Genomic DNA, 15,667 nt, shown 5'->3' on the forward strand with positions numbered 1-15,667 from the left:
CCTCCGCGATTTAAACAGGACAATATACCGATCACTTACATGCAGATGGGAATTCGGCACGAGAAAGGTTCCGACCAATTACGGCTGTCTCTGTCAAAGGATCTGAAAAGCTATATGGAAGAAACTTACGGGATTCATGAAAAATTTCTATATCTTGAAAATAAGATTTTCAGGAACATGGATCACATAAAACAGCTGCGGATCTATCCACCGGAAGATGGAAAATGTGACCTTATCGTTATTTATGAGATCAAAGAGCCAGAACCGCTTTCCCTGAATGGTCATTATTTATCAATTGATCTTGGAATTCATAATCTGATGACCTGTTATGATTCCGGAAATGGAAGGAGTTTTATTCTAGGAAGAAAATATCTTTCGCTGGAAAGATACTTTCACAAAGAAATCAGCAGGGTTCAATCAATATGGTATGCACAGCAGGTGGAAAACGGCATAAAATATCCCCGATCATCGAAACACATCAAAAGGATTTATCGGAAAAAACAGAACGCAGTAAAGGATTACCTTCATAAGGTGACCAGATGGCTTGCAGAATACTGTAAAAAAGAAAGGATAAGCTGTGTAATCATAGGAGATATCCGAAATATCCGTAAAGGAAAAGATATAGGGCACAAGACAAACCAGAAGTTTCACGGACTGCCGTATAATAAACTTTATATCATGTTGGAATATAAACTAAAACTGTATGGAATATCACTGACAAAACAGGAAGAAAGCTATACCAGCCAGTGCAGCCCGTTTTCACCAGAACTATCAAAAAGATATGCAGAAGCATCAAACAGAAAAGAGCGTGGCATGTATATAACGGATGGAGTAAGATATAATGCGGATGCAGTAGGAGCATTTAATATCCTGCGTAAACATCTTTCCGTATCCGGAAAACAGAAAGAACTGTCCGTAACCGGACTAAAGAATCCAGAAATAATAAAAGTAGCTGTATAGCCGAAAGGTAAGCAGTAGTGGTGTCATGGACGCACCCTGAAAAAAGGCGGTATCCCGCCAGATTTCAGATGCTCTGGTAACTTAGTTACCGAGTAGTTCACAGTCTTAGTATCGGGTGTGTGTTCTGTTTGTGAGTAAAAAATGCCTGGAGAAAAGACAGAAAAATAAAAAAATATACATATGATGACAGATTTTATCTTGTTAAACGCCACATTTTCTAGTATAATAAGGGTATCAATCCATGGATGGAAGTGACTGTGAACATGGAACTTTTAGAAGCAGTTTCAAACATTTATGAACACCTATTTAGATGGAGAAGGGGGCGTTTTTATGGAGAAAAGTTATACAAAGATCTACACAACTGGAGCGACAGTACCGTTAAAGATTCGTCCAGGACATTTCGCAACAAACCATGCACATATCAATTATTACATTGATGTGACGACCCTGAAAGCGAGAACGAAAGAGGCGGAGGAAGTTGCACAGGCGCTGGTTGGCATGTATCTGTATGACACCGTGATCGACACGATTGTCTGCATGGAGGGCACGGAAGTTATCGGTGCTTTTCTGGCGGAGGAGCTGGCAAAGGGCGGTTTTCTCTCGACGAACGCGCACAAATCTATCTATGTAATCAGCCCGGAGTTCAACAACAACAGCCAGATCATTTTCCGTGACAACCTGATTCCGATGATCCGCGATAAACACGTGATGATCCTGATGGCATCCGTGACGACGGGACGCACCTTAAATAAGGCAGTTGAGAGCATTCAGTATTACGGTGGTATCTTACAGGGCGCATCGGCGATTTTCAGTGCGATGGATTCGCTGGATGGTGTGCCGATCAAGTCAGTCTTTGGCAAGAAGGATTTACCGGATTATACGTATTCAGATTACCGTGACTGCCCGCTCTGCAAGGCAGGAAAGAAGATTGATGCGCTGGTAAATACGTTTGGATATTCGCCGATGGGGTGATGCAGCGATCGGAAGCTGCTTCGTTTGATGAATACAGGATTTGTAAAAGCTGAATCGTTGAGATGAAATGCGATCCGAATGCGGGTGCTGCATGGCAGCAGAGAAATCATTGTTGATAAAGAGATAGATTTAGAGGGTTTGAGAACAGATAGTGGATACCGCAAAACCACAGAATCCGTGCACTGACCTGTCAGAAATAAGAAGATGGGGAGCAGAGGGATGGGAAAAAGGTTTTGCGGTATCTCTTTTTGTGTCAAAGGTGCCAAGGCACATTAATGAAAAAAATAACAGAAACAAGAATAAAGAAGGGAAAGAAAGAGGGATAAAAATGGATACACAGCAGATGTTTCAGGAACTGGATCACCTTTATGCACAGGGAAAACTGGACGAAGCGGAAGAGAAAATGATGGGCTGGATGAAGGAAGGGCTGGATTCAGGGAACAAAAGCCTCTGCCTGATGATGTGTAATGAGATGGAAGGACTCTACCGGAATACCGGACGGGTTGCACAGGCAGTCGATATGGCGGATATGGCGCTGTCCCTGATTGCGGGGATGGGACTGGATGGTTCGATCCACCATGGAACGACACTTTTAAATGCGGCAACCGCGCGCCGGATGGCAGGAGATGTGGAGAAAGCGCTTTCCCAGTACCGGGAGGCGGAAGCGATTTTTAAGAATCTTGGAAAAACGGATGGCTATGAGATGGCAAGTCTCTACAATAATATCAGCCAGATTTATCAGGAACAGGAGGAACATGAAAAGGCGCTGGAATCGCTGGATAAGGCGCTGGAACTGATTAAAAAGATGGAGAACAGCAAGGCGGAGGTGGCAACGACCCATGTCAACCGGGCGCTATCCTTGATGGCGCTGGAACGGCTGGATGAGGCAGACGAGGAGTTAAAGGAAAGCCTGACCTTTTATGCGTCCCCGGAGGGCGTGCAGTCGGGACACTTTGGTTCGGCGCTGGCAGCAGCCGGGGAGCTGGCATGGCGGCGCGGCAATTATGATCAGGCGATCGGGCTGCTGGAAAAAGCACTGATGGTAACGCAGTCCCGGTTTGGCGAGAGCGATGCGTGCGCGGTGATCCGCCAGAATCTGGAGATGCTCAAAAAAGAAAAGGAAGAAAAAGGCATTACCGGAGCTGCAGACAAGAAGGAAGACAAGGGCGGAAACCCGAGCCACTGTGCGAGCTGTCAGTTCAAGGATGCGAAATTCTGAGACAGGACAAGAAAAAAGCGTTTTTTGAAAAGTTTTCAGATGGAAGATTTGATAAAAAGCGTGCAAGAAACGCGCATGAAAAAAAGATACTGAAAATAGAGAAAACGTAGAAATAGAAAAAACCATAAAATCAGGTAGGGGGATCAGATGCAGGGACTGGAACTGGCAAAACGATATTATGAAGAAGTTGGGCGTCCGATGCTGGAGCGGGAATTTCCAGAGCTTCTGCCGCGGCTGGCGGCGGGGCTGGTGGGCGAAGGTTCGGAATGCCTGGGATTTGACGATGCGATATCGCAGGATCACGATTTCGGGGCAGGTTTTGACCTCTGGCTTTCGGCGGAAGATTATAACCAGTACGGGAAGGCGCTTCAGGATGCTTACGACCGTTTGCCGGGGGAGTTTGCGGGCATTCCGGCACGGCTTACAAGTGCGCGGGGCGGCGGACGTGTCGGTGTGTTTGAGATAGGGGCATTTTACAGCCGTTTTATCGGGATGGAACAGCCGCCAAGGAGCTGGATGCGCTGGCTGCATCTGCCGGAGGATAAGCTGGCGGCAGTTACAGGCGGGGCAGTTTTTGAGGACGGACTGGGAGAATTTTCCGCGGTCCGCGAGGAGCTTCGGAAGTATTATCCAGAGGATGTCCGGATCAAGAAGATCGCGGCGCGGGCAGCGAAAATGGCGCAGTCGGGACAGTATAATTATGGCCGCTGTATGCGGCGGGGGGATACGGTTGCGGCGATGCTGGCGCTCGATGAATTTGTGCGGCAGGCGATTTCGATGGTCTATTTACTAAACCGGACGTATATGCCTTACTATAAGTGGATGTTCCGGGGAATGGAAAAATTTCAGATATTGCCGGAGGTGGCGGAAAAAATCCGGGAGCTTTCGGTGATGGGAGATACGAGCGAGATGTGGAAGCCGCCGTTTCCCCCGGGATGGAATCCTTATGTAAACCAGTTGGATCCGCGTGTGGGTCGGATTGAGAAAATCTGTCAGGCGGTAGTTGGGGAACTGCGAAAACAGGGACTGACTGACAGCCGGAATGCATTTCTGGAAGCGCACACGTGGGAGATCATGAAACGGATTCAGGATCCGGAGCTGAAAAAATGTCATGTGATGGAAGGATAAGCCGCGGATAGACACATCAAAATGGGAACGCGCATGGACTGTAAATGAAAGAAAAGATGCAGGAAATTGATTTGGAAGGGATCTGGCAAGCGAAAGGGAGGACAGCGTATGACGAAACAGGAGAAAATAGAGAAACTGATTCAGATGGAGTGGGAAGATTTTCAGAAAGTTAATAACGAGGGCGGACGTGCTTCTTGTCAGGACGATCCGGAGACATTTTTTATCATGCGACGAAGCCATTTTGCACCGTGGACAGAGGAACTCATCGACTGCGTGCTGGCGGATATGAACCGCGCCCATGAGCAGGGGCGCAATCTGGTAATGGAGAAATATGCGTGGATGATGGCGAGCACCGCACCGGAGCAGTTTAAGAAACTGCATCATTTTCTGATTGATCCGACGCTGGCGGGCGAACAGTGGAGTGATGCGATCGTGAAACAGCAGCTTGCTTGGATGGAAGAGTACCAGGCGAAATATCCGGTGCTGGCGTCTGGAAACCGGCTTCTCTACAGTTCTGAAGATACGCCGTATGATACTTCCTTCCAGACGTACCTGCTTGGAGAACTGCGGACTTACTCGGACAGCACTCTGCATACGTACTGGCAGTTTATCAATGAACTGAAAAAGGAAGGAAAGAGTCTGGCACTTCTGACGATGGAGGCGGAAGTGAAGGCATATGGATATGAGGGGCTGGATGCGGCGGAGAAGGCGCTCTCTAAATAAAAATTAGAAGGATGCATATTCGAAAATTTATGGCAATGATTTCGAAAGAGTGAATGTATAATAGCTAATATACAAGGTAAGTTGAAAAAAATCGGAGAGAATGAATGATCAAAGTTCCTCTCCGATTTTCTTATATCAGCACATTCTTTGTTCCTAATTTTTACGAAAACCGCCGAACCACCCGCATCACCTGTTCCACCGTATCGCTCAGATTCTTCCGGGCGGATGCCGGTTCCATTGCTTCTTCCAGCGAGCAGATGGAGCGGAGAATTGGGAAAAAGGCGTCGATTCCGGCATCGTTACACTGGATGGCATCTGGGGTGACGCAGCCGGAGAAGGCGAAGACGGGCTTGCCGTATTTTTTAGCCAGTCTGGCGACGGCGATGGGGGCTTTTCCCATAGCAGTCTGTCCGTCGAGACGACCCTCACCGGTGATGACGATATCGCTGTCCTGGATGAACGATTCCAGAGAAGTTTCTTCCAGCACGATCGAGGCGCCCGGTTCCAGGACAGCGTTCATATAGCTTAAAAAGGCAAATCCGAGACCTCCGGCGGCACCCGTGCCGGGAACCGTTGGATCGGCGTGTGGAAATTGCCGGGCAGTAAGGACGGCGTATGCCTGCATCCAGCGATCCATATTTACGATATTTTCCCTGGAAGCGCCCTTTTGCGGACCATAGACGGCACTGCAGCCATTTGGACCGCAGAGCGGATTGGTGACATCGCAGGCGATCCGGAAGCTGCACGCGGACAGTTCGGGAAGAACGGAGCCGGTACGGATGGAAGAAAGCTCTGACAGTCCGGCGGCACCCGGGGAGACGGGCGTTCCGTCTTCTTTGAGAAATTGATATCCCAGCGCGGAGAGCATGCCGAGTCCGCCATCGTTGGTGGCGCTGCCGCCGATGCCGATCAGGAAACGCCGGCAGCCTTGGCGGATGGCGTCAAGGATCAGTTCTCCGACACCGTAGGTGGTAGTGCGGAGTGGATTGCGTTCCGCAGCAGCCAGGAGCGGAAGTCCGGAGGCAGCAGCCATCTCGATCACCGCAAGCGGTTCGCCCTGTCCCGGTGAGGTGAGAATCCCGTAGTCGGCTTGAAGGGGGCGTCCGAGCGGATCGGAGACGGAGATGGTGCGGATCCTGCCGCCCAGTCCTTCCGTCAGGGCATCCACGGTTCCCTCGCCGCCATCTGCCAGAGGGCGCACGAAGACTTCTGCCTCGGGATAGACGCGGAGAATGCCGCCTTTGGCGGCGTTTCCGGCTTCCATCGAGGCCAGACTTCCTTTCAGGGAATCGATTGCAACCGTAATTTTCATATGAGGTTCCTCCTTTTTGGTGTTTTGGATCCGATTCATTGTTACTTTCAGATGGAAATTGAAACTTTTCTTGACAGCTATGCTTCTTTTTATTATAATACTATTGGACACTGGATACAATATTGGATGCTCCATTTTAAGAAACAAATTTGGCATTTATCTCATGTTTGAGATAGCCAGACGAGCGACAGGAGGTACCGATATGAGTAACTTAACAATCAGACCAATCAACACTGGTTTCGTGACGATGATTCCGAAACAGTATCTTTACCACCATTCTACGGTGGCATATTATCCCGATGCTTCCGATCGGGAGGAAGAATACCCAGTTTTTACGTATCTGGTAGAGGGCGGAGACAAACTGCTGCTTGTGGATACGGGCATGGCATACACAGAGCGCGCCGATAAATACCACCATCATGGATCATATCAGCCGGAGGGCATGGCGATCGCGGATCAGCTTGCAAAGATCGGATATAAACCGGAGGATATTGATATTGTAGTGTTTACCCATCTGCACTGGGATCATTGCTTCTATATGGATAAATTCACGAATGCGAAATTTTATGTAAACAAGAAGGAATACGAATTTGCGATGGATCCAATCCCGCTCTATTACAAATCATACGAGGCGCCGCAGCTTGGCATTACCCGCCCATTTGAGGGAATCAAGATGGAACTGCTAGAAGGCGAGGCAGAGATCATGCCGGGCGTGCGCGTATTTGAGACGCCGGGACATTCCATCGGGCATCAGTCGGTTGAGATCGACACGGCAGCGGGCAGATATATTTGCTGCGGTGATGCAATTTTCATTATGGATAATACGAAACCGATTGAAGAGATTCATTATGATATTACGCCTCCGAACCGGTTTTCAGATATTGTCTCCGCCTGGAAGAGCATCGAACTTATCAAAGCCCGGGCAGAGAGTCTGGATAAGATTCTGACCTGTCATGACCGCGAGATGTTAGATCGGGTTTCGAAAACACCGATCCTTGGTCTTTAAGACGAAAGGCAGGTGAAAGAAGAAGTTCGTGAGACTTCGAGAAAATGGCAGTGGTTGGGGTAATTGCAAGCTGTGACACGAAATATCATGAAGTACAGTTTGTACAGAAAAAAATAAAAATGAGCGGAAACAGTCCGCTGATACTCGATGTCAGCACGGGACCGCATATTCCGATGCGCGCAGATGTCAGCCGGGAGGAGATTCTGGCAATGGGTGGTTATACCTGGGAGCAGGTGCACGCGATGGACAAGAGCGGTGCGATCGCAGCGATGACGGAGAGTATTTCCAAGATGCTGTTAAAACTCGTCGGGGAGAAAAAGATTGACGGCGTGATGGGAATGGGCGGACTGCAGAATACGGTCATGTGTTCTGCGGCGCTGCGCCTGCTTCCGATCGGATTTCCGAAGATTATCTGTTCCACGATCGCCAGCGGATACCGGTATTTTGACACGGTTGTGGGCGACAAAGATATCATGGTGGTTCCGTCGATCGTTGATTTTGCCGGTATGAACCCTGTTAATGAGGCGGTGTTGGGAAATACAGTCAGCGCCCTGATTGGCATGGTGACATATGGGGGAAAACGGATCGATACACATGGGGAAAAATATATCGCGACAACGCTTATGGGGATTACGAATGATACCGTGATGCGGGCATCCGACGAGCTGACGGCGCTCGGCAGGAAGATGATCAGCTTCCATTCGACCGGAATCGGCGGCCGGGTGATGGAGTCGATGATCCGCGAGGGCGTTATTTCAGCCGTTATGGATCTCTCACTGCATGAGATGACAGCGGAATATTTGGGTGATTACGGATACAGCAAGGGTGCGGATAACCGCCTGTGTGCAGCAACGGAGATGGGGATCCCGGCGCTGATCTGCCCGGGTGGCATTGATTTTGCGTGTCTGAGGAAAGAGGAACTTTTAAAAGATGAGGAAGATCGGGGGTACGTATGGCATAATCAGGATTTAACACATACGCGCCTGTATGAGAGCGAAATTCTGGATATTACACACACGATCGTGGAACGGCTGAATCGTTCTAAGGGAAAAACGGAGGTCATTCTCCCGATGGGGGGACTGCGGACAATGAGTTATCCGGGTGAATTTTTCTATAAACCGGAGACAATTCAGAAGATGCGTCAGATTTTCGAGGCGGATCTGAAGCCGGAGATAGTGTTTAAAGCGTATGATCTGAATTTCTGTGATCCTGAATTTGCGGATATCTGCGCACAGGAGATGGAAGCGCTGCTGAATGAAGCGGAGGGCAGCAGAAAGGAGAGCGCATGAAATATCAGGAATACAAAGAGCTGAGAGATGCGATGGAACAGGCGGCTCACAAATTTTATCAGCTCCGCTATCAGATGAGCAACGGCGGAAATCTGAGTATGCGTGCGCCAGGGCATGACTGGATGCTTGTGAAGGCGACGGATGTGGCGTTTGACGAGGTGTGCGCGGACACAATTGTTGTGACGGATTTTGACGGAAACTTGATTGAGGGCAATCGGAAACCATCCAAAGAAGCTCTTTTGCACGGTGCGATCTACCGGGAGCTCCCGGAGGTGTGCGCGATCATGCACTGCCATTCCCCATATGCGACTGCATGGGCGGATAAGCATGAGACGCTTGATTTTTCGACGCACCATTCGGAAATGAAGCTGGGCGGAAATGTGCCGGTGTTTGACACCCATTCGTATGCCGTTCCGAAGGAATATTTCCCGATGATTCTGGAAGAGTTCCGGAAAAATAAAGAGATGAATGCATTCCTTCTGCGCGGTCACGGTCAGGTGACGGTGGCAGGGACGATGCGCGAGGCAGCTTATCTGGCGGAACTTGTCGAGGAGACGGCGCAGATTTCGCTGTTGGCGGGTAGATAAGAAAAGCAGAAAAAAGTAATAGGCGGTGAACGCAGAGAGACAGGAACTGCGCTCATCGCCTTTTGTAATTATACGGCTGTCGATGCTTGGTAGGTGTTTTGTCTTTAAGAAAAATTGGCTTGGCGTCCAACACATTCGACAACATCTTTCAGATGACCGTAGATCGCCTGTTTGGTGGCGTCGATATCGCGGTTTTTCAGTCCCTGGATGATCTTTGCATGCTCGGACAGAGTATCGTTGATGCGTCCCTCCAGAGAGTAGTAGATGGATTTGAAGGAATCACATTTATTCCAGAGTCCCTGCAGGATCTCAACGGTGTCGTCGCAGCCGGAGAGCTCACAGAACCGGGTGTGAAACTGGCGGTCCAGCTGCATAAATTCCTTCGAATTATTGGAAAAATCGAGCATTTTTAAACTAATCTCTTCCAATTGGCGGATATCGTCATCACTTGCCCTGATACAGGTTCTGGCGGCGCAGTACTGCTCCATCAGGATACGGATGTCGTAGATTTCCGTCAGACGTTCCTTGGAGAGCTGGAATACGACTGCCCCACAGTGCGGTTTCGTGATCAAAAGTCCCTCTGCTTCCAGACGTTTGATTGCGTCGCGGACCGGGGTGCGGCTGACTCCAAGTGTTTTGGTGAGGCGTTCCTGGGCGATATGTTCGCCTGGCTTAAACTCACCTTGAATAATTGCATTTTTGACCCAGAGATAGACTGAGTCGGAAACGGTTGTATATTGAATAATTGGTTGTGTCTGATCCATAAACCATGGCTCCTTTTAAATTTCTTTATGATTATTATAACCGAAAAGAAAAGGAATAGCAATAAAATTGGATAATGTATCCAATCAGAAACTAAAATATTGTTTAAACTGTACAGAATGATGTTTATATAAGAAAGTTTATTGACAAAACAGACAGGTGGTGTTAGAGTAATAGTATCAAATTGTATCCAATATCCGGTGTCCAACGGAGAAGCGAAACAAAAAAGAAACGCAGAACGTGAAAAAGAGAAAAAGAAAGGAAGAAGGAACATGAGGAGAAGACGATTTGTGGCATTAGGTTTAGCAGCGATAATGGCAATGACGGCAATGACGGGATGCGGTGGAAGTTCATCTGCGAAAACAGACAGTACAACAGGCGGCGATAAAAAACAGGCAGAAGCAACCAGCGGAAAAGAAAAGATTACACTTCGAATTGGATCCGGACATTCGGAATCCAACCCATGGATCACAGCGCTGGAAGATTATTTTGTGAAAAATGTATCGGAGAGAGTCAGTGAAGAGACAAATTATGAGATCGACTGGGTTAAATCCTACGGCGGTTCTGTTATCTCCCTGGGAAATGAGTTGCAGGGCGTGCAGGATGGTCTGGTCGATATCGGATGTACGATTCTTGTATTTGAGGCATCCAGACTTCCGTTACAGGATATGGTTTACAGTATGCCGTTCTCCTGCTCCGATCCGCTGATTGTGGCAGAGACGATCAAACAGATGTATGAGAAATATCCGGAATTCACTTCGATTTATGAAGACAGCTACAACCAGAAGTTCGTCGGAATCGGTGTATCGGATCCGTATGGATTCTTCAGCACGAAAGAAGTTAAGTCTCTGGAAGATGTAAACGGAATGAAGATCGGCGCGGCAGGCATCAACCTCTCCTGGATCGAGGGCTCTGGTGCAGTCGGCGTCCAGACTTCCTTAAATGATACCTATCAGAACTTACAGACGAATGTATGTCAGGCGACGATTCAGCCGACCCATTCCTGTGTCAACTTAAAGGTATATGAGGTAGCGCCGTATTATCTGGACGCAAACTTCAACGTAGTTCCGTTCAATGCAATTACTGTCAATATGGATACCTGGAATGACCTGCCGGAGGATGTACAGAACATCATTTCCGAGGTTGGCGAGGGCTATCTGGACTATGAGTCTGAGTATATCAATACGATTCACGAAGAAGATATCAAAGCACTGGAAGAGCAGGGCTGTACCGTTACAACTCTGAGCCGTGAAGAGCAGGAAAAATGGGCAGCAAGTCTTCCGGATGTTGTCAATGGTCTGGTAAAGAGCCTTGACGACGCTGGGTACAATGGTTCCGAGATCGTGGAAGATTATTATGAGATTCTGGAATCTCAGGGTGTAGAGAGAGTACGCGACTGGAAGATCAGCGAGTAAGAAAATTGAAGGGAGCGGCTTGTCGCAGAGGAGAGTGTGAGCCGTGTGAAAAGTGCATCGGGACATACAGCGAAGGTATGTCCCGATGTGTTCAGAAAGACAGAGAAAGAACAGACAGAAGAGAGAAAAGGTGGGATGATATGTCAGTCCTTAGAAAATTAGATCGGTGTCTGGAACGTTTTTTGAGTATTATGGATGGAATTGCAGCGATCTCAGTATTTGGAATCATGATTCTGATTACAGCGGACGTTCTAAGCCGATTGATATTAAATAAACCGTTCGCGGGAACGGCGGAAATTGTCAGCAGCATTATCATTATCGTATGTTTTCTGGAGATTCCGTATGTAGCAGTTAAGGGAGCCCATGTCCGGACAACTATGCTGTATGATAAGGTCGGTGTAAAGGGAAAACATGTGATCGATATTGTAGCAGCGCTGATTGGTGTTTTGGTGTATGCATTTATTATCCGGGCAAGCTGGGGAAATCTGTTAAATGCAATTTCGATTCATGAAGCGGAGATAGCCGGATCGGTCCGTATCACAACGGTTCCGGGGCGTTTTTCCATTATATTCGGTTCCGCGCTGATGATTCTGGAATTTATCAACCAGATTATAAAGTATACGTATGAATTAGTTACAGGAAAAAGCTTTGCAGAAGGGGGGAAGGCAGAATGAGTACAGGAGCAGTAGCAGCACTTTCACTGATTCTTTTGCTGGCGCTGATTTTCTTTGGTGTTCATCTGAGCACATCCCTGATGTTTACCAGTGTGCTCAGTGTATTCCTTTTCACGGGACGTTTTTCAACAGCGATGAACGTGCTAAGCCAGTCGGCGTGGGGCGCGGTCCGGCAGTATATGTTCGGCGTTATTCCGCTGTTTGTCTTGATGGGACTTCTGGCGAACTTATCCGGCGCCAGCCAGGATTTGTATGATTCAGCCAGCCTTTTATTAAAGAAAGTCCGGGGCGGCGTCGGAATCGCGACGGTTATCGCCAATGCGATTTTCGCAGCTATCACAGGTGTTACGGTTGCGTCAGCGGCTGTTTTTACGAAAATTGCACTTCCGCAGATGCTTCGTCTGAAATATAACCGTAAGATCGCGCTGGGAACGATCTCTGGCTCTGCGATCTTAGGTATGTTGATTCCTCCGAGTCTTCTGATGATTGTCTACGGCTCGCAGGCGGACGTATCGATCGGCAAGTTGTTTGTGGCGGCGGTTATGCCGGGTATTCTGATGACGATCGCATTTATCATCGTCATTTTGACGGTCGCACATATCAAACCGGATTATATTCCGGAGGTAGAGGAGCTGACTGAGTATGAAAAAGAAAATTTCTGGAAAATTGTGCTGCGTCCGTGGCCGATTGTTCTTCTGATTATCATCTCTCTCGGAGGTATCTGGTGTGGATTCTTCACTCCGACGGAAGCAGGCGGAGTCGGTGCGTTCGGCGCTTTCCTGATTGTGATTTTCCGGAAGCGATTCAACCGCAAGGAGTTCTGGGAGACGCTTTTATCGGCAGGTTCAACCTCCGGCAGCGTCCTGATTCTTCTGGTATCGGCATCCACATATTCCAAGACGTTGTCCATGTGCGGTGTCATCAATGTACTCCGGGATCTGGTAGAAGGTTTCAGCATCCCGCCGATCGGAATCGTTTTATTATTTATCCTGATTCTGATGGTACTGGGATGTATCCTGGATTCTACTTCGATTCTGCTTTTAACGACGCCTCTGATGTGCCCGATTATGGCAGATTTAGGCTATGACTTAGTATGGTTCGGTCTGGTTATGATCATTGCGATTGAAACCGGTATGATTACGCCTCCGTTTGGCATGAACGTATTTACCGTTAAATCGTCCCTGTACGGAATGGATGGCATGGAGGGGATCACAGTCAACGAGATTTTCGCCGGTTCGATGTGGTTCTTGGCAGCGATCATTATTGTCGATTTGATTTGTATTTTCATTCCGCAGATTGTATTATTCCTGCCGAATGCGATGTAATAGGAAAGGAGAAGTGTATGGCACAGATTAAGATTCCGAAAGAGAAAGTTGCGATTGTTTTGATTGAACCGCAGAATGACTTCTTGTCCGAGGGCGGAACGATGTACGCCCACATCAAGGAGCAGCTCGCCGAGCGTCATGTCATCGCCAATCTTCAGGATTTACTGGAGAAGGCGCGAGGTCAGGTGGCAAAAATCTTTTACTGCCCGTTCCATCCGTTTGATCCGGGATTTCCAGAGCTGAAAAAGGGTGGTCCGGCGTGTGAGGGTCTGCGTGGAATCGAGATGGATATGGAAGCAGACTGGGGAACCGGCGCATGGCTGCGCGGCACACCGGGACCGGAGATTATCAAAGAATTGACTCCGCAGCCGGGTGATGTGGTGGTTGAAGGCAAGAAAACGCTAGACGCGTTCCATTCGACTGGTTTGGACTATTATCTACGGGCAAATGAGATCGAGTATGTAGCATTTACTGGTTTCCATACCGACTGGTGTGTAGAGTCATCGGCGCGTTCGGCGTATGATAAGGGCTACCGTGTCATCGTCATCAACGACTGCACCGCGACCGATACGCAGGAAGAGCAGGATTTCTGTGAAAAATGGATTTTCCCGAAGATTGGAAAAGTCATGAACCATGAGGAATTTCTGGAGGCGCTGGAGTAGCCAGAATGTGAGCGTGGCAGAGCTTTGAAATAAAAAAACGAAAACATCCCACGGGATTGCCGGAAGTAGCAGTTTCGTGGGACTTTTTTTGTCTATCGATGAAAATGTTGATTTTACATGTTTTTATTCAATTTTACATAAATAAGATAGTTACGAAGAACTCTGCCTGCTGTGATGCAAAGTGAAAATAGATTTCGGCAGAATCGAAGCAGCGGGACTGTACGGAAAAATACATGATGGAAACGCCTCTTTGTTGGTAGATCACATTGTCATCGGATGATCAGAAAGTGTTGTAGTTTCTATTTTCGTTGTTAAAACAACTGAAAAAATGTCCCAAAGCATGTATACTCCTTCTTGTAAGCGGCACAATACATATGAATGGCAGGAGAGACTAGAGGCATGCTTGTCCATATGCAGAGAGTGGATGCTAGAAATATGGACATGCAGTATAAGCCGGAGAAAAAAGGAGAAATGAGCGTATGAGCAGAGAGGTAAATCCAAGAAAAGCGGCAGTCATCGGGTGCGGATTTGTGGGTTCAGCAACGGCATTTACACTGATGCAGAGCCGGTTATTTTCCGAGCTGGTTCTGTTAGATGTGAATATGGAAAAGGCGGACGGCGAGGCGAAGGATATCGCGCACGGGATTCCGTTTGCAGGGCAGATGAAGATCTACGCGGGCACGTATGACGACGCGGCGGACGCGGCGATCATCATTATCACAGCGGGGGCGAACCAGAAGCCGGGGGAGACGCGGCTTGACCTGGTGCAGAAGAATACGGCAATTTATCAGAGTATCATCCCGGAGATTGTAAAACGCGATTTTGGCGGGATTCTGCTGATCGTATCGAATCCGGTAGATATTTTGACGTATGTGGCATTGAAACTGAGCGGGCTGCCGGAGAACCGGGTGCTCGGTTCGGGTACGGTGCTTGACACGGCACGGCTTAAATATGCGCTGGGCGAACACCTGGGCGTGGACAGCCGGAGTGTACATTCGTTTATCATCGGTGAGCACGGGGACAGCGAGATCGCGGCATGGAGCAGTACGAATGTATCGGGCATTCCGCTGAACGATTTCTGCGAGATGCGCGGGCATTTTAACCACGATGCGGCGATGGACGCGATCGCGGAGAAGGTCAAAAACAGTGCTTACGAGATTATTTCGAAAAAACAGGCGACGTATTACGGAATTGCGATGTCGGTAAAACGTATCTGCGAGTGTATCGTCCGCAATGAGCGCTCGATTCTGCCGGTGTCTGCGATGATGCACGGGGAGTACGGCATCGAAGACATCACGCTGAGTATGCCGGCGATCGTGGGAATCGGGGGTGTGGAGACGCATGTGCCGATTGCATTGAGTGAGGAAGAGGCGGAGAAGCTGGTGGAGTCGGCTAAGAAACTGAAAGAGGTAGCGAAAGGGCTGATAGAATGATGCCAGATGGGCTGCCGTACATTGGCACGGCAGCCCATCTGAACCAATCGGTTTTACTATAAAATTCTTTTCTATCAGTAAAGGCCATCTTTTAGGACAATAAGCGGGAATCCTCGGCAATTCAATTACCGAGATGAAAGCGCAGGAGTGTGCATATCTGCACAATGCAAATAGTATAATAATTCTCATCCTTTGATGGT

Annotated in this window: 15 protein-coding genes; 13 read left to right on the forward strand and 2 right to left on the reverse strand. The window is 48.4% G+C overall.

The genetic code is table 11. The annotated features are described in order from the left end of the window. The 5 genes from DWZ45_RS14200 to DWZ45_RS14220 all read left to right on the forward strand — a co-directional run. Window positions 1-960, forward strand: a 960-nt coding sequence (locus DWZ45_RS14200; RefSeq protein WP_118469514.1) for an RNA-guided endonuclease TnpB family protein, incomplete at its 5' end; no start/stop codon positions are given. Between the two features lie 330 nt (window positions 961-1,290). Continuing rightward, window positions 1,291-1,932, forward strand: a complete 642-nt coding sequence (locus tag DWZ45_RS14205; RefSeq protein ID WP_022359975.1) for a hypothetical protein — start codon at window positions 1,291-1,293, stop codon at window positions 1,930-1,932. Window positions 1,933-2,260: 328 nt separating this feature from the next. Then, window positions 2,261-3,151, forward strand: a complete 891-nt coding sequence (locus DWZ45_RS14210; RefSeq protein ID WP_118469506.1) for a tetratricopeptide repeat protein — start codon at window positions 2,261-2,263, stop codon at window positions 3,149-3,151. Between the two features lie 147 nt (window positions 3,152-3,298). Further along, window positions 3,299-4,279: a DUF4037 domain-containing protein gene (locus DWZ45_RS14215; RefSeq protein WP_118469507.1), complete on the forward strand. Its 981-nt coding sequence runs from the start codon at window positions 3,299-3,301 to the stop codon at window positions 4,277-4,279. 108 nt (window positions 4,280-4,387) lie between these two features. Further along, entirely contained in the window at window positions 4,388-5,002 is a 615-nt protein-coding gene (locus tag DWZ45_RS14220; RefSeq protein ID WP_118469508.1) for a DUF4125 family protein, read from the forward strand. A 160-nt stretch (window positions 5,003-5,162) separates the two neighbouring features. Here the strand turns inward: DWZ45_RS14220 and DWZ45_RS14225 are convergent, their stop codons facing one another. Continuing rightward, window positions 5,163-6,314: a glycerate kinase gene (locus tag DWZ45_RS14225; protein ID WP_118469509.1), complete on the reverse strand. Its 1,152-nt coding sequence runs from the start codon at window positions 6,312-6,314 to the stop codon at window positions 5,163-5,165. A 202-nt stretch (window positions 6,315-6,516) separates the two neighbouring features. Here DWZ45_RS14225 and DWZ45_RS14230 point away from each other — a divergent pair, with 202 nt between their 5' ends. From DWZ45_RS14230 to DWZ45_RS14240, 3 genes are read left to right on the forward strand one after another with little or no spacing between them, the layout of a single operon-like run. Then, on the forward strand, window positions 6,517-7,320 hold the full coding sequence (locus DWZ45_RS14230; RefSeq protein WP_118469510.1) for an N-acyl homoserine lactonase family protein: 804 nt from the start codon (window positions 6,517-6,519) through the stop codon (window positions 7,318-7,320). A 44-nt stretch (window positions 7,321-7,364) separates the two neighbouring features. After that, a complete protein-coding gene (locus DWZ45_RS14235) occupies window positions 7,365-8,609 on the forward strand; it encodes a Tm-1-like ATP-binding domain-containing protein (RefSeq protein WP_118469511.1) in 1,245 nt (414 codons plus the stop codon). Beyond that, entirely contained in the window at window positions 8,606-9,196 is a 591-nt protein-coding gene (locus DWZ45_RS14240; RefSeq protein WP_118469512.1) for a class II aldolase/adducin family protein, read from the forward strand. The genes DWZ45_RS14235 and DWZ45_RS14240 overlap by 4 nt, the downstream gene beginning before the upstream one ends. Before the next feature lie 104 nt (window positions 9,197-9,300). Here DWZ45_RS14240 and DWZ45_RS14245 read toward each other — a convergent pair whose 3' ends face one another. After that, complete coding sequence (locus DWZ45_RS14245; protein WP_107000626.1) at window positions 9,301-9,960, reverse strand: GntR family transcriptional regulator; 660 nt, start codon at window positions 9,958-9,960, stop codon at window positions 9,301-9,303. 288 nt (window positions 9,961-10,248) lie between these two features. Here DWZ45_RS14245 and DWZ45_RS14250 point away from each other — a divergent pair, with 288 nt between their 5' ends. From DWZ45_RS14250 to DWZ45_RS14270, 5 genes are all read left to right on the forward strand, one after another. Then, complete coding sequence (locus DWZ45_RS14250) at window positions 10,249-11,373, forward strand: C4-dicarboxylate TRAP transporter substrate-binding protein (RefSeq protein WP_227589777.1); 1,125 nt, start codon at window positions 10,249-10,251, stop codon at window positions 11,371-11,373. A gap of 140 nt (window positions 11,374-11,513) precedes the next feature. Then, a complete protein-coding gene (locus tag DWZ45_RS14255; RefSeq protein ID WP_107000625.1) occupies window positions 11,514-12,047 on the forward strand; it encodes a TRAP transporter small permease in 534 nt (177 codons plus the stop codon). Beyond that, the gene (locus DWZ45_RS14260) at window positions 12,044-13,372 is read left to right on the forward strand and encodes a TRAP transporter large permease (RefSeq protein WP_022359989.1); all 1,329 of its coding nucleotides are present in this window, start codon (window positions 12,044-12,046) and stop codon (window positions 13,370-13,372) included. The genes DWZ45_RS14255 and DWZ45_RS14260 overlap by 4 nt, the downstream gene beginning before the upstream one ends. A 17-nt stretch (window positions 13,373-13,389) precedes the next feature. Beyond that, window positions 13,390-14,034, forward strand: coding sequence for a cysteine hydrolase (locus tag DWZ45_RS14265; protein WP_022359990.1), 645 nt, complete (start codon window positions 13,390-13,392; stop codon window positions 14,032-14,034). A gap of 479 nt (window positions 14,035-14,513) precedes the next feature. Further along, the gene (locus DWZ45_RS14270) at window positions 14,514-15,467 is read left to right on the forward strand and encodes an L-lactate dehydrogenase (RefSeq protein WP_022359991.1); all 954 of its coding nucleotides are present in this window, start codon (window positions 14,514-14,516) and stop codon (window positions 15,465-15,467) included. The last annotated feature ends 200 nt before the right edge of the window (window positions 15,468-15,667 follow it).

The sequence above is a fragment of the Clostridium sp. AF32-7AC genome (assembly GCF_003477925.1).
GTDB classification, from domain to species: Bacteria; Bacillota; Clostridia; order Lachnospirales; family Lachnospiraceae; genus Otoolea; species Otoolea fessa.

What these genes read in the sequence shown, in the direction of transcription:
- DWZ45_RS14210 (WP_118469506.1), top strand. Translation starts at nt 2,261, where the DNA reads ATGGATACACAGCAGATGTTTCAGGAACTGGATCACCTTTATGCACAG.
- DWZ45_RS14225 (WP_118469509.1), bottom strand. Translation starts at nt 6,314, where the DNA reads ATGAAAATTACGGTTGCAATCGATTCCCTGAAAGGAAGTCTGGCCTCG.
- DWZ45_RS14245 (WP_107000626.1), bottom strand. Translation starts at nt 9,960, where the DNA reads ATGGATCAGACACAACCAATTATTCAATATACAACCGTTTCCGACTCA.
- DWZ45_RS14205 (WP_022359975.1), top strand. Translation starts at nt 1,291, where the DNA reads ATGGAGAAAAGTTATACAAAGATCTACACAACTGGAGCGACAGTACCG.
- DWZ45_RS14255 (WP_107000625.1), top strand. Translation starts at nt 11,514, where the DNA reads ATGTCAGTCCTTAGAAAATTAGATCGGTGTCTGGAACGTTTTTTGAGT.
- DWZ45_RS14215 (WP_118469507.1), top strand. Translation starts at nt 3,299, where the DNA reads ATGCAGGGACTGGAACTGGCAAAACGATATTATGAAGAAGTTGGGCGT.
- DWZ45_RS14260 (WP_022359989.1), top strand. Translation starts at nt 12,044, where the DNA reads ATGAGTACAGGAGCAGTAGCAGCACTTTCACTGATTCTTTTGCTGGCG.
- DWZ45_RS14240 (WP_118469512.1), top strand. Translation starts at nt 8,606, where the DNA reads ATGAAATATCAGGAATACAAAGAGCTGAGAGATGCGATGGAACAGGCG.
- DWZ45_RS14235 (WP_118469511.1), top strand. Translation starts at nt 7,365, where the DNA reads ATGGCAGTGGTTGGGGTAATTGCAAGCTGTGACACGAAATATCATGAA.
- DWZ45_RS14220 (WP_118469508.1), top strand. Translation starts at nt 4,388, where the DNA reads ATGACGAAACAGGAGAAAATAGAGAAACTGATTCAGATGGAGTGGGAA.
- DWZ45_RS14265 (WP_022359990.1), top strand. Translation starts at nt 13,390, where the DNA reads ATGGCACAGATTAAGATTCCGAAAGAGAAAGTTGCGATTGTTTTGATT.
- DWZ45_RS14270 (WP_022359991.1), top strand. Translation starts at nt 14,514, where the DNA reads ATGAGCAGAGAGGTAAATCCAAGAAAAGCGGCAGTCATCGGGTGCGGA.
- DWZ45_RS14230 (WP_118469510.1), top strand. Translation starts at nt 6,517, where the DNA reads ATGAGTAACTTAACAATCAGACCAATCAACACTGGTTTCGTGACGATG.